This window comes from Paraliobacillus sp. JSM ZJ581 (assembly GCF_044383835.1).
In the GTDB taxonomy this organism is placed as follows: domain Bacteria; phylum Bacillota; class Bacilli; order Bacillales; family Amphibacillaceae; genus Paraliobacillus.
In genome coordinates, this window is sequence record NZ_JBISEP010000043.1 from 1 (window position 1) to 12,777 (window position 12,777).

Consider the following 12,777-nt stretch of genomic DNA (forward strand, 5'->3'; position numbering starts at 1 on the left):
ACGACCAACTTAGCTAGATAGCTTGGCAGATAAGCATTTTTAAGTCATTAAGGAATTTCTATGAATAATTCAGGTAATTAATTACGAAGTGATAAAGTAATTTGGTTTGAGGTTTCACCTTGTTGCTTCGTCAAATGATTATACGGTATCACATAATAGTTTGATGACTGAAATAACGATACATCAATTAAAGTGAATTGCCCTTTTCCTTGCACTTGACCGATTCGCTTACTTCCATTGTCTCTCACTTGATAGACATGGTAGATGACACGCTCATCTTCACTTGCTGTCCATGTTAATTTTCCTTGCACAAGCGGCCAACCTCCTAATTTATATGAAACACTTAAATCATTAATCGTTGGTAAAAATATCGGTTGATCCACATCGTCAACTCCTGACGGCATATCAAAAGAACTTTTTAACGTTTGCTGTTGATCAATGCGTTGCAGTATCTTTTTTGTTGCTATAGTGGCGGCTCTACTTCCTTTAGTTAAATAATGTGATACATCGCTTTGATCATATCCCATCCAAAGCGCAGTAGTATACTCTGGTGTAATTCCTGCAAACCACGCGTCTTTTACTTTGCCCTCTACTTGTGGATGTTGGGTTGTACCTGTTTTCCCTGCAAGTGCCTTTTGATAATCACCAGAAGATGCTGTACCATTCGTCACTACATTTTCCAACATACGTAACATACTCCATGCAGCTTGTTTTGAAAAAACTTCAGATGTGTCGGGTTTTACTTTTTTAATCATTTCTCCATTACGATCACGTATCGTAGCAATCGTGTGTGCTTGAATCCATTCACCATTATGTCCAAACGTACGATACGCTTCAGCAATCTGAATTGGTGTTAGTCCGTTTTCTAGTCCACCTAAAGCAATAGCTAATCCATTATCGGGTAATTTAATATTCATCTTTTCTAAAAATGTTTTGCTATGGGTGATACCAATTTGATCAAGCAACCAAACAGCTGCTGCATTTTTTGATTGTTCTACAGCTTCATACATTGAAATGTTTCCAGCATATACACCATCAGCGTTCTTTACCTGATAATCATCATATAATTGTGCCTGATCTTCTAATAAAGAATATGGTCCATAATCAGTCATCAGCGCAGGTCCATAGACAGATAAAGGCTTCATAACAGAACCAGGTTGACGTGGAATAAAAGCTCGGTTGTGATCACCAATTTTAAAATTTCTTCCCCCTATCACCGCTTCCAATTGGCCTGACGATTGATTAAGCATGACAAAAGAAGCTTCTACATTAGACTTTTCTCCTTCAAAATACGTATCTTTTTGTAATTCTTGATAAGCGATTTGCTGTGCATGGTCATTCATATAAACAGTTATTTGATAACCACCACGTTTTAACTCTTCGGTTGATAATTGATAAGTTGATGCAGCTTCTTTAATAACTACATCGAAGTAATCATCTAACCATGGTTTATTTTGATTATTTTGTTGCACGACATCCACCGTTTTTCCTTGTAAAGAAAGCATCTCTTCTGTTTCTAGCATACCCGCCTTTTCCATTTGTGATAGAACAATATTTCTACGCACTTTTGCTTGTTCTATATCGATATATGGTGAATAATGATTAGGCGCTTTAACTAACCCTGCGAGTAATGCACCTTCTTCAATCGTTAATTCTTCAATGGGCTTATCAAAATAATAAGATGCTGCTGTACCAACCCCATAGATTCCATGCGCAAAATACACTTCATTTATATATAGTTCTAATAATTTATCTTTACTAAAATGCCGCTCAAGATAGAGTGAAGCCATCACTTCTTTTGTTTTTCGCATCCATGTTTTATCATTATCTAAAAATAAGTTTTTCGCCAATTGTTGTGTAATCGTACTAGCTCCTTCTACTTTTTCCATGGCCACAATATCTTTGTACACTGCTCGAATAACAGATTTAAAATCAACACCCGCATGATTATAAAAACGTTCATCCTCTACTGCTATAAAAGCTTCTTTTACATGTTTAGGTATTTGATCAATTTTAACTAGTTCCCGGTTTTCTTTATATAATTCTCCTACTAATTCTCCATCCCCTGTTTCAACTATCGTAGTGGCTGGTAAAACCAAATCTTCTTCATTAACAATTAATCCACCACCAAATATAATGAACATAAAGCCGACAATGCTCAATAAAAGGATTGTACTGAACACTATACCGATCCATTTCATCCAAGGATACCAAACATATTCACGTATTTTTTTAATTGATTTCATCTTATTCCCCTTTTACAATGCATAACTTGATATAAAGCCTATTCTTAATATTTTATTTTATAACAATAATCGACAAATTCCGTCTATCAACGGAATATTATACGATAGTTTTTATCATTGATAAAGTAAAAACAGATTGAAAATTTAATAAACATGGTTCATTTATATAAATATTGGTAAGATGGTAAGAGAAGGTATCGATGAGGAGAGATGGTGTGAAAGCTTATATGACAAATGGAACATTAAAGTATCTTGATCATATTTCCAAGCAGCATCCTAATGTAGATTTATTTATCATGCATAATGTTTATACGTCTCTTGCGTACTATGAAGTGAAGCAGGAAATCTCGCTGTTTCATCAAGCGCGTGTATATGATGTATTTTTATCGATCGGTGAATTACAAGAACATGGTTTTATATCTATGCGTCACATTCCGTTAACAGACGACGGGAAACCTATTTTTGAAGACGAATGGAAGAAAAAAATCGACATGTTACATACACATAAAGAATTATATGCTTATCGCATATTAAAGCCGACGCATGGAAATACGTACATTGTTTGTATGCAATGGAAGGATGAACAATCTTTTCGAGAATGGGAAACTTCAAATTTAAGTAATGAGCATGTCACCACCAATTTCCGTGCTGGAAACGCATTTACAACAACATATAGCATGGTGGATTGGGAAGCCTTAGAAATAGAACAAAATGAGTAAACAATTATGAACATACTTTTAATTAATCTGGGTCAAAGTATCATTTGTTAACTTAAAATACGAACGATTCTTTAATTATACTAGAATAAACACCATTGTGGAAAATTCACTTTAAATAAAAAGGCGAACAATAATTCAAAATATTAGAATTAAAATTCACCTGCTACTTCTCATTATTTAATTATGTCCTAAACCCGGAAAAATAATTAAATTCGATTGCTAAGGTTTAAAATAGCCCATTACGGTGAGCATATACGGCTGCTTGTGTCCGATCTTTCACATCAAGTTTACTTAAAATATTACTGACATGAGTTTTTACAGTTTTTATCCCTATAAATAGTTTCTCGCCAATTTCTTGGTTTGTTAACCCTTCTCCTATACACATTAGAACTTCTAATTCCCGATCTGTAAGCTCTTCATGAGGTTTACTCTGCTGCGCGCGGAAACGATTCATCATTTTATTAGCAACCTTGGGCTCTATTACCGTATCTCCTTGATATGCCTTCTGTATTGCCTCGCTTATCTCTTCAGCAGAAGAAGTTTTCAAAAGATAGCTAAAAGCACCTGCCTTTAAAGCAGGAAAAACTTGTTGGTCATCATAATAGCTTGTTAGAATTATAATTTTACAGTTTGGGAGGTTTGCGATAATTTCTTTCGTTGCATCAATACCATTCCCATTTTCCATTATTAAATCCATTAATACTACATCAGGCTTTTTATTTAATACTACTTGTACACCCATCTCACCACTTGATGCTTCGCCAACAATTTCCAACTTATCTTCTGTTTCTAAATATGTGATCACTCCTTTTCTTACCACTTCATGATCATCAACTACTACTACCCTAATCATTGAATTCATCCTTTCTCACTTGCAACGGAATTCGGATATCGATATGTGTACCCTCACTATCTTTTGATCGAATTGCAAAGGTACCCCCTATCTCTTCGCTACGTTCTTTCATTGTTTTCAAGCCATAAGATGCAATTTTTTGTTGAGAAGTCGGATCAAATCCTTTTCCATTATCAGCAATATGTATAAAAAGTTCATTTTTATGTACTTTAATCTCTATTAAAACTTCTGTCGCTTCTGCATGCCTCAATGTATTGGACAATGATTCTTGTACAATTCGAAACACATGCTCTTCTGTTGTTTCCGATAAACGTGTGAAATTATCTATATTCATTTTAAAGTCAATACAAGACTTCTGTTCTAATTCTTGCACAAGCTGTTTAATACCAACTGGTAAAGAATCACCGGATAATCGCACTGGACGTAAATGTAATAATAGTGCGCGCATTTCTGTTTGTGCTTGCAAAGCAGTCGTTGCTATTTCTTTCATTTGCATTGTTGCTTTTTTTGGATTTCTTTCTATGAGTCGAATCGTAGCTTGAGACATCATTGTTAAAGCAAACAATTGCTGGCTTACTGCATCATGAAGATCTCTTGCTAATCTCTGTCTTTCTTCTATTGTCGCTGCTTTATGCGCTGTTTTTGCATACTCTGCTTTTTCATCTGCTAATCGTTGCAAAGATTTAACTTGCCCTTGCATTTTTTTCCCTAATTCATTTAACTCTTCCCCAATACGATCGACCTCATCATGACCATTCTCATAGTTTTTCGTCGTATAATTCCCTCTAGATAATTGTGCTATTAAAACAGATAAGTAATCAATCCTTGTCTTTAACTTCCCACTGGCCTTAAATCCAATATAAATGGAAAAAACAACTGCTATAATAAAATACGATATAAGGAACACAAATATACTTACGCCTGTTAACCATGGAGGCGAAAATAAAATATAAAGTGCTAATAGGAAAGCAAGCAGTGTGATCATTGTTAAAAATAGTATATATAAGTGTGAACGTATATACGTATAACGAATAGAACTTAACCTCTGTATCAAATTACCGCTTCCTTTCTAAACTTTATCTATTCGAATAGAACCTGCTTTCAGCTTCAAATCTAGTGTTAATTTTCTTGTTGCTTGACCATAGTCATTACTTTGATACATTAAACTACGTTGTATCCCTTCAGCTTGTTGCTCAAACACACTGATTTCCCCGGCTTTCACTTCAGCTTTCACAGCAAACGCGATATTTTCAGGCATTAAAATTTGAATATCGCCAGCCCAGCCATGAATTCGAATTGGAATGTGTTTATCAGGAATAAATGCTTTCGTAAAATCAATATGGTAGTCTCCAACAGCATTCCACAATTCCATTGGTTCTACTTTCCAATTCGGTGTATTAAATGTATGGTCACCTATGACAAATTTCTTATGTTTTCCATACATTGTTTCACTATTGGGAAAGTCATCTGAATCAAAAATAATTTTGAATTTACTATTTCGCTTATCACGTGGAATTAAAAAGATAAATCCAATATATATGATTAACAATGGCCATAATTTATAAATATCCCAGAAGGTAAAGGTAATATAATTCAAACGATCCGCAACTAATAAACTACCGAACACAACTAAAAAGGATCCTGAAACCCAACCACCTTTACCTCTTATTGCATCAAAACACCACTTCAATCCTAACAAAACAAAAAATATCGGATAGATAAAGTGCCAAGCTTCCGAAAAACCCCAGTCAACAAGGCCAACATTGGATAAAATTAAACTTGTTCCTAGAAAAATAATAAAGAGTGCTACGATATTCCGAAAGAAATTTTTTTTCATTTATTTTGTCATCCTCATTTGATTTTTTAAAAATAAATATTCCTCTAGTCTTTTACATTGTAGCAAAACGATTGTTTATACACTACTTTGATTATAAGTATATAAAACCAATCTGTTGATCGAATACAATCAACAGATTGGTTTTATATCAGACTTAAGACTGAGTTTTGTTTATAGTGCATTTTCAAAGCTAAAAAGAGAGAAGCTTGTAAAGAAGAATTTGATGACCAATTATAGCAAATTTTTTCATAGCGTATAATATGAATACTATACTAAAAAAAGAAACATGGTATTTTCACAATGTTTATCTACCTCATTTTAGCAATTATATCAGGGTGTTGTTACCGTTTTCGAGTAAAAGATATATCTTAATGCATTTTATATCAACTACAGATATTGATGAAAAGTTATAAGACAATTATCGCTGCTCTTTTTTGTATTTTTTCGATAGATAGTGAAAAAAAGAAATCCATAGCATCAAAAATAAATAGCCATAGCCAAACCCTGCAAGGACATCAGATAAATAATGTACATGAATTACATATCGACTTAAACCGATCAAAAAAATAAGAGAGGCACCAATTATTTGTATACTTAATCGTATATGCCATTTTTTTATCTCTTTACTCAAAAAATATACAATTAACCCATAGGTAATCATCGCACCCATTGCATGCCCCGACGGAAAACTATATCCAACACCCTCGGCGGCTTCAAAAATGCTAGGTCGTTCACGTTGTACAAGGATTTTAATCCAATGATTGAAGCGATATCCTAATAATGCTCCAATTACGATCCATAGTCCCGAACCAATCTTTCTAAACAGCCAATAATATATCATAACAAAAACAAGGACAAACGGAGTGATAAACGAACCAGATCCAAGTTCGGTAATCCAACGAAATATCTGAAACACGACTGTTCCGTTCCACTCTTCCACATATGAACTAGACCATTGATCAACAATTGGTTTAACACCCATAATGACTTTTAAAGTAATTATTACTAAAAATATCATTACAATATAAAAAGATATCGTCATTCGATTGCTTCTAAACATCATTACCTGTTCAACCTTTCTTTCTCCATTGTAAATGAAAATGATTATACTGCAAATATATTCAAGCTACAAATACTCAATTACATGTTTATATGAATCTAAATCGGGAATTGTATAAATAAATACATTGACAAGAAAAAGGATGTTTTTTATGGAAAACAATGTAAGTCATATGAAAAATAATGATGAACTTGAAAAATTAATTGATGGTCTAAATGAAGATTTAGCTAATGAATATGCAGCATCAATTATGTATACTTATAATGCATCTGTTTTAGAAGGGTTATACCGCCCTTTATTAAAACCATTTTTCGAAGCTGAAATTGCTGATGAGATGGGACATGCATTGTATCTATCAAACAAAATTAAAATTCTTGGCGGTACACCTACAACTACTCCAGTAAAAGTCAATCAATATACAGATCCAAAAGATATGTTAGAAGATACTTTAAAAGCTGAAGAAGCTACAATTAAACGTTACCAAGAACGTAAAGAACAAGCAGAGAAATTAGGATTAACTGAATTAGCAAATCACCTAGACGATATGATTGACGACGAAACTGGACATAAAGAAGAAGCGATACGTTTGTTACGAGATACTTCATTCTCTAAATAGAATACAAGAACGTGACCCCCTCTTCACAAGAGTTGGTCACGTTTTTTTATAATGTGTTATACTGTTGAAAATAGTTATTAGGAGGAAGTAATACTCATGTGGGAACAAGTCAATGCAATGTTAGACCAGTCATTTGATGAGATAGTTCAAGTGCGCAGACATTTGCATCAACATCCTGAATTATCCTTTCAAGAAAAAAAGACCGCAGAATATATAGCAAATACATATAAAAAACTAGACCTACCTTATCAAGAGAATGTTGGCGGAAATGGTGTCGTTGCAACATTGAAAGGTGGAAAACCTGGTAAAACAATTGCTTTACGAGCAGATTTTGATGCGTTACCCATTCAAGATGAAAAAAAGGTGCCTTACAAATCAAAAGTAAATGGTGTCATGCACGCTTGTGGACATGATGGACATACAGCTACATTATTGGCTACTGCGAAAGCGTTAAAGCAAGTACAACCTAATTTAGCAGGTACAATTATCTTTATTCATCAGCATGCAGAAGAGTTAACTCCTGGTGGCGCAAAACCTATCATTAACAGTGGTGTGTTGAAAGAGGTAGATTTAATATTCGGGGCACATCTATGGACAAATACTCCGTATGGTGTGATAGAAACTGCCGAAAAAGAATTTATGGCTGGTGCAGATAAATTTTCAATTACCATTAGAGGAAAGGGTGGTCATGGTGCCATTCCTCATCAAACAAAAGATGCTATCGTCATTGGATCTCAAGTAGTTGCTAATTTACAACAGATTATTAGTAGAAGAATTGATCCATTAAGTACTGCTGTGTTATCAATCGGAACCTTCCATGCAGGAAATTCCTTTAACATTATCGCTGATACAGCAAGCATTACTGGTACAGTTCGTACGTTTGACCCGACTATTCAAATGCAGATCATACATGAAATGGAAGATATTATCGAAGGTACCTGTCTTGGATATGATGCTTCTTACTCATTTGAATATGAAAAAGGCTATCCACCTGTGGTTAATCACCCAAAAGAAGCTAAGCTTGTCATTGATGCTGCAAGTAAAGTAGATGGCGTAAAAAAAGCTATATTCGTTGAACCATCCATGACAGGAGAAGATTTCTCTTATTATTTGTTAGAAAAACCAGGGGCATTTTTCTTTGTTGGTGCCCAACAAGAAGGGAACTTTCAACCACACCATCACCCAGCATTTGATATTGACGAGCGTGCTATGTTATTAGCTGCCAAAACGTTTGTTGAAATAATCAAAAGTTATCAATAAAAACCGAGGCATACTGCATGCCCCGGTTTATTTTTGTTATATTACATTTCTTACGCCAATTTCTTTTTCACATAACCATGTAACCAAAATACAGTAGATAGTACACCACTAGCTACCATTATTAGTCCACCAAATAGGTTGTGTTGAATAAAAAATACACCACTGTATAGTAAAGTTTGTATGAATAATAGCAGCTGAAGTAATTTCAAAACAGCTTGTTGACGAATCGTGATGGAAATTGGATATATGTCAATCCACAAAATCGTACGATGGTGATGCCATATCGTCATTAGTTGAATCCCAACTAGATAAAGAAATAATATACCAATTATAACTGAAATCGCTTGTTGTGGTATGTAATAAATTGCGATCATTCCAATTAAAACCAAACGTACGTACATACCTAAATAATCCCCACTACGAACTAATGTCATACGATATAAAAAATCATATGTATTTTTTGTATCAAAAGATAGTGACTTCGTTAACAAATTAACGAGCCAATGTCTTTTCTTAACCACTGCCTTTAGATGAGGGACATCTGTAAACATATTAACCAAGCGGTAAAAACTTCTCATTCGTGTACGATCTTTTTCAACTAAAACATCCCAAGCTATTGCTTTTTGTTGAGATGACAAATAATAAGCATATAAAAAAATTATAAATAACAAAATTGTCGTCACTCCAGCAAACACAGGTGAATCATTTATAAAGAAGTAAAATAAAGCAAATTGCAAAGCGAACCGACACATGTAATCGAACCGACGACTATTTTTATTACGTATTTTGAGTATCCACCAGTTAGCCATTAGGTTCCAAGCTTTTAATAATAACAACACAACAGCATAGAAAAAATAGCCACTATATGTTCCAAAACTCGCTTGATACAACGGTGCAAAAACAGCTAAAGTAAGCACGACTAAATACAATTGCATAAAATAACTCAAAATAAGCGTATTAAAAAAGTAACGCCTCATTTTTTGTTCAGCTGGCAACAGGAACATTACATCTGCTTTTTTTAATAATGTATGAACAGGGCTATATGTAATCACTAAGCTAAAAAAGAAAGCAATTACCCATATACTTGGGAAATTTGATGGTAAATCACTCAAAAACTGTTGATAATAATAAGCAGTAGCAGATATCAAAAAAAGTATTGCGATTGCAGTATGTCCATTAAAAACATACTGCAAATAACGGCTTGTATCTTTTACAAAAGCTCGAAAGCGTTCCATAAATAAGTTATGTGCATTAAACATGGTGGTCGGCTTCCTTTGTCAACTGGATATAAATATCATCTAAAGTAGCAAATGGCATGACGAATTCTTGTCGTAAATCATTTAATGTTCCGTATGCTTTAATATTCCCATCATGTAAAATAACAAATCGATCACAATAACGTTCAGCAGTAGCTAATATATGTGTGGACATAAGCACTCCTGCTCCACGTTTTTTCTGCTCTTCCATCCATTCTAGATACGATTGAATACCAAGCGGGTCTAAGCCAACGAATGGTTCATCAACAATGTATAATGGTGGCTCTACTAAAAAAGCACACATAATCATTACTTTTTGCTTCATTCCTTTTGAAAAGTGAATCGGAAACCATTTAAGTTGCTTTTCTAAGCGGAATGCTTTTAATAACCGGGGCAATCTCGACTCGAATGTAGCCTCATCTATTTGATATGCCATCGCAGTTAAACGTAAATGTTCATACAGTGTCAATTCATCGTATAATAATGGCATTTCAGGAATATAAGCAAACTGTTTGCGATAAGATTCTGGTGATTCTTGAAACAATTTCTGATTAATTTTAATTTCACCTTTCTTGGGATGCATCAATCCAATAATATGTTTAATTGTCGTGCTTTTTCCAGCTCCATTTAAACCAATCAAGCCGACAATTTCATTCGGATATACATCGAATGAAATTCCGTGCAACACATTTTTGTGCGTATATCCACCCTCTAATTGATCAATATGTAATAATGCATCCATTACTCATTCCTCCGCTCTAAAATACTTCTACTCAGATTTTACCATTTTCTTTTTTATAAATCCAAAAAAATATTGAATATTTTTTTAAAAGATGCTTACACTAGGACTGAAGGAGTTAGGATAAAGCTTTTAACCACATATGATTGTGTGTTAGCTCTCGAAATGAGGTGTTTGTGAAAGACAGTTTATGCTTGTACTAACCTTTTTATATAAAGGATAAACCGACTGAAGACATGAGGTGTTGACAAACGGTATTTACTAGTCTAGCCATAAAACGTTGATGAATCATTCCCCTGATTCTGCAAACAATATATATCCTATTCTCTCCTTTAGCAAGTGGGTAGTCTGAAAACAGTATCTTTGTTAGATATTGCTTCGATAGACTTACCCACTTGTTTTTTTACTAATTGTTTTCAAAATGCTAAAATAGAGAAAAAGAAATAGGAGTGATCTAATAGTGGCACATGAAGATTGCATTTTTTGTAAAATTATAAATGGGGATATTCCTTCAGCAAAAGTTTATGAAGATGATGATGTGTTTGCTTTTTTAGATATTAGTCAAGTAACAAAAGGTCATACGTTAATAATTCCTAAAACACACGTAAAGAATATTTACGAGATACCTGAACAAGCAGCTAGTAATTTATTTGCACGTGTACCGAAGATTGCTAACGCTATTAAAGATGCTTTTCGCCCCGAGGGAATTAATGTACTAAGTAATACCGGTGAAGCAGCTGGACAATCTGTTTTCCATTTACATCTACATCTCATTCCTCGTTACGGAAAAACAGATGGATTTAGGCCTATATGGGAAACACACGCCGATGATTATACACAGGAAGCACTACAATCCATTGCACAAAACATTAATGAACAGATAAATAAATAACAAGTGCCTTATAAAACGAAGACACTGCAACAATTGTTTTTTGACTATTGTTTTTATTTATTATCTGTTATAATATAACCACTTCGCATTCGGCAATTAGTGCACGAATGGAAGAAATCAGTTAGTTAGTAGAGGAGAGACAGAGATGAAGACAAAGATTTTAGTTTTATTAGCTTTATTTATTGGGATTGGGGCTGTACTTCATATTATTGCACCACCTATTTTATTCGGTATGAAGCCTGACATTATGCTGCCCATGATGTTCGTAGGAATTTTACTTTTTCCTAAATTTGAATATGTGTTACTTTTAGCTTTTTCAACTGGTATTATTTCAGCTTTAACAACCACTGCGCCAGGTGGTCAAATTTCAAATCTAGTAGATAAACCACTAACAGCATTAATTTTTTTTGGTTTAATATTTATCATCCCTAAAGCACTGAATGAAAAAATAAAAGCACCTATTTTAGTAGCAATAGGAACAGCTATAAGTGGATCAATATTTTTAGTAATCGCATTATACGTTGTCGGTCTACTTCCTGGATCATTTTCAGCTATGTTTGTTGGCGTAGTTTTACCAGCAATGCTTTTCAACATTATATTTACCGTTATTTTATACCCAATCCTACAAGCCATCATGAAACGTTCACGGGTTTCAGCAGCGTAAAACGAATAAAAAAAAGGGGCTACCACAGTACAGCCTCTTTTTTATTCACCTTAATTCTAGTTTAAGTGCTCTTTTTTTAAAAAACTTTTAGCTACAAGATAATATTTCATAAAATAGTTATTAATCCTATGTTTGACGAGCATGAAAGAAGAGAAAATAGTATAATATAAAAGAAAGGAGTGTAAGGAATGGCAAATGGAAAATCTTTATTACTTGGTTTTTTAGCTGGAGGAGTAGTTAGTGCAGCCGCTACCTTGCTTAGCACACCACAATCTGGTAAAGAATTACGTTATAATGTTAAATCACGTGGGGAAACTATTGTTCGCTCCTTAGACAAAATTAAAGATGAAGGTAAGCTATTAACTGAACAAATTGCAAACACATCAAAAGAAGGCGTATCATTAATAAAAGAATTATCAGTTGATGTAAAGAGCTCTATTGAAAGTTGGAAGAGCACAATCGAGCCGCATCAAAAAAATATTAAAAACTATTTAGAACAAATTGAAGAACGGTTAAAAGAACTAGAAGAACAAGCAAGTACCAGAGCATAAGAAAAAGCGGTTCTACGTCAAATCACGTTGGTGAGTCAGAATAGTCAACTGAATTATTTTATGTTCGCGTCCTAAAGTAGCTAA

General features: G+C 33.9%; 13 protein-coding genes. 6 read left to right on the forward strand and 7 right to left on the reverse strand.

Features of this window, described 5'->3' with window-relative positions:
* Nucleotides 1–77: 77 nt before the first annotated feature.
* A complete protein-coding gene (locus ACH6CY_RS15005) occupies nucleotides 78–2,246 on the reverse strand; it encodes a transglycosylase domain-containing protein (protein ID WP_374068128.1) in 2,169 nt (722 codons plus the stop codon).
* Between the two features lie 215 nt (nucleotides 2,247–2,461).
* Here ACH6CY_RS15005 and ACH6CY_RS15010 point away from each other — a divergent pair, with 215 nt between their 5' ends.
* Entirely contained in the window at nucleotides 2,462–2,965 is a 504-nt protein-coding gene (locus ACH6CY_RS15010) for an antibiotic biosynthesis monooxygenase family protein (RefSeq protein ID WP_374068129.1), read from the forward strand.
* A gap of 226 nt (nucleotides 2,966–3,191) precedes the next feature.
* Here the strand turns inward: ACH6CY_RS15010 and ACH6CY_RS15015 are convergent, their stop codons facing one another.
* From ACH6CY_RS15015 to ACH6CY_RS15030, 4 genes are all read right to left on the reverse strand, one after another.
* A complete protein-coding gene (locus ACH6CY_RS15015) occupies nucleotides 3,192–3,818 on the reverse strand; it encodes a response regulator (protein ID WP_374068130.1) in 627 nt (208 codons plus the stop codon).
* The gene (locus ACH6CY_RS15020) at nucleotides 3,811–4,872 is read right to left on the reverse strand and encodes a sensor histidine kinase (protein ID WP_374068131.1); all 1,062 of its coding nucleotides are present in this window, start codon (nucleotides 4,870–4,872) and stop codon (nucleotides 3,811–3,813) included. The genes ACH6CY_RS15015 and ACH6CY_RS15020 overlap by 8 nt, the downstream gene beginning before the upstream one ends.
* A gap of 15 nt (nucleotides 4,873–4,887) precedes the next feature.
* Nucleotides 4,888–5,655: a cell wall-active antibiotics response protein LiaF gene (liaF, locus tag ACH6CY_RS15025; protein ID WP_374068132.1), complete on the reverse strand. Its 768-nt coding sequence runs from the start codon at nucleotides 5,653–5,655 to the stop codon at nucleotides 4,888–4,890.
* Nucleotides 5,656–6,073: 418 nt separating this feature from the next.
* Nucleotides 6,074–6,697, reverse strand: coding sequence for a phosphatase PAP2 family protein (locus ACH6CY_RS15030; RefSeq protein WP_374068133.1), 624 nt, complete (start codon nucleotides 6,695–6,697; stop codon nucleotides 6,074–6,076).
* A gap of 169 nt (nucleotides 6,698–6,866) precedes the next feature.
* Between ACH6CY_RS15030 and ACH6CY_RS15035 the strand changes: the two genes are divergently transcribed.
* Together ACH6CY_RS15035 and ACH6CY_RS15040 are read left to right on the forward strand one after the other, a co-directional pair.
* The gene (locus ACH6CY_RS15035; RefSeq protein WP_374068134.1) at nucleotides 6,867–7,331 is read left to right on the forward strand and encodes a ferritin-like domain-containing protein; all 465 of its coding nucleotides are present in this window, start codon (nucleotides 6,867–6,869) and stop codon (nucleotides 7,329–7,331) included.
* Between the two features lie 96 nt (nucleotides 7,332–7,427).
* Nucleotides 7,428–8,591 (forward strand): M20 metallopeptidase family protein, encoded by a 1,164-nt coding sequence (locus tag ACH6CY_RS15040; RefSeq protein WP_374068135.1) that lies wholly within the window; start codon nucleotides 7,428–7,430, stop codon nucleotides 8,589–8,591.
* A 50-nt stretch (nucleotides 8,592–8,641) separates the two neighbouring features.
* Here the strand turns inward: ACH6CY_RS15040 and ACH6CY_RS15045 are convergent, their stop codons facing one another.
* A complete protein-coding gene (locus tag ACH6CY_RS15045) occupies nucleotides 8,642–9,850 on the reverse strand; it encodes an ABC transporter permease (protein WP_374068136.1) in 1,209 nt (402 codons plus the stop codon).
* On the reverse strand, nucleotides 9,843–10,589 hold the full coding sequence (locus ACH6CY_RS15050) for an ABC transporter ATP-binding protein (protein WP_374068137.1): 747 nt from the start codon (nucleotides 10,587–10,589) through the stop codon (nucleotides 9,843–9,845). The genes ACH6CY_RS15045 and ACH6CY_RS15050 overlap by 8 nt, the downstream gene beginning before the upstream one ends.
* A 457-nt stretch (nucleotides 10,590–11,046) precedes the next feature.
* Here ACH6CY_RS15050 and ACH6CY_RS15055 point away from each other — a divergent pair, with 457 nt between their 5' ends.
* The 3 genes from ACH6CY_RS15055 to ACH6CY_RS15065 all read left to right on the forward strand — a co-directional run bounded on the left by ACH6CY_RS15055 (nucleotide 11,047) and on the right by ACH6CY_RS15065 (nucleotide 12,693).
* Nucleotides 11,047–11,478 (forward strand): HIT family protein, encoded by a 432-nt coding sequence (locus ACH6CY_RS15055; RefSeq protein ID WP_374068138.1) that lies wholly within the window; start codon nucleotides 11,047–11,049, stop codon nucleotides 11,476–11,478.
* A gap of 145 nt (nucleotides 11,479–11,623) precedes the next feature.
* Nucleotides 11,624–12,142 (forward strand): tryptophan transporter, encoded by a 519-nt coding sequence (locus tag ACH6CY_RS15060; RefSeq protein ID WP_374068139.1) that lies wholly within the window; start codon nucleotides 11,624–11,626, stop codon nucleotides 12,140–12,142.
* A gap of 188 nt (nucleotides 12,143–12,330) precedes the next feature.
* Nucleotides 12,331–12,693: a YtxH domain-containing protein gene (locus tag ACH6CY_RS15065; RefSeq protein WP_374068140.1), complete on the forward strand. Its 363-nt coding sequence runs from the start codon at nucleotides 12,331–12,333 to the stop codon at nucleotides 12,691–12,693.
* Nucleotides 12,694–12,777 lie beyond the last annotated feature (84 nt).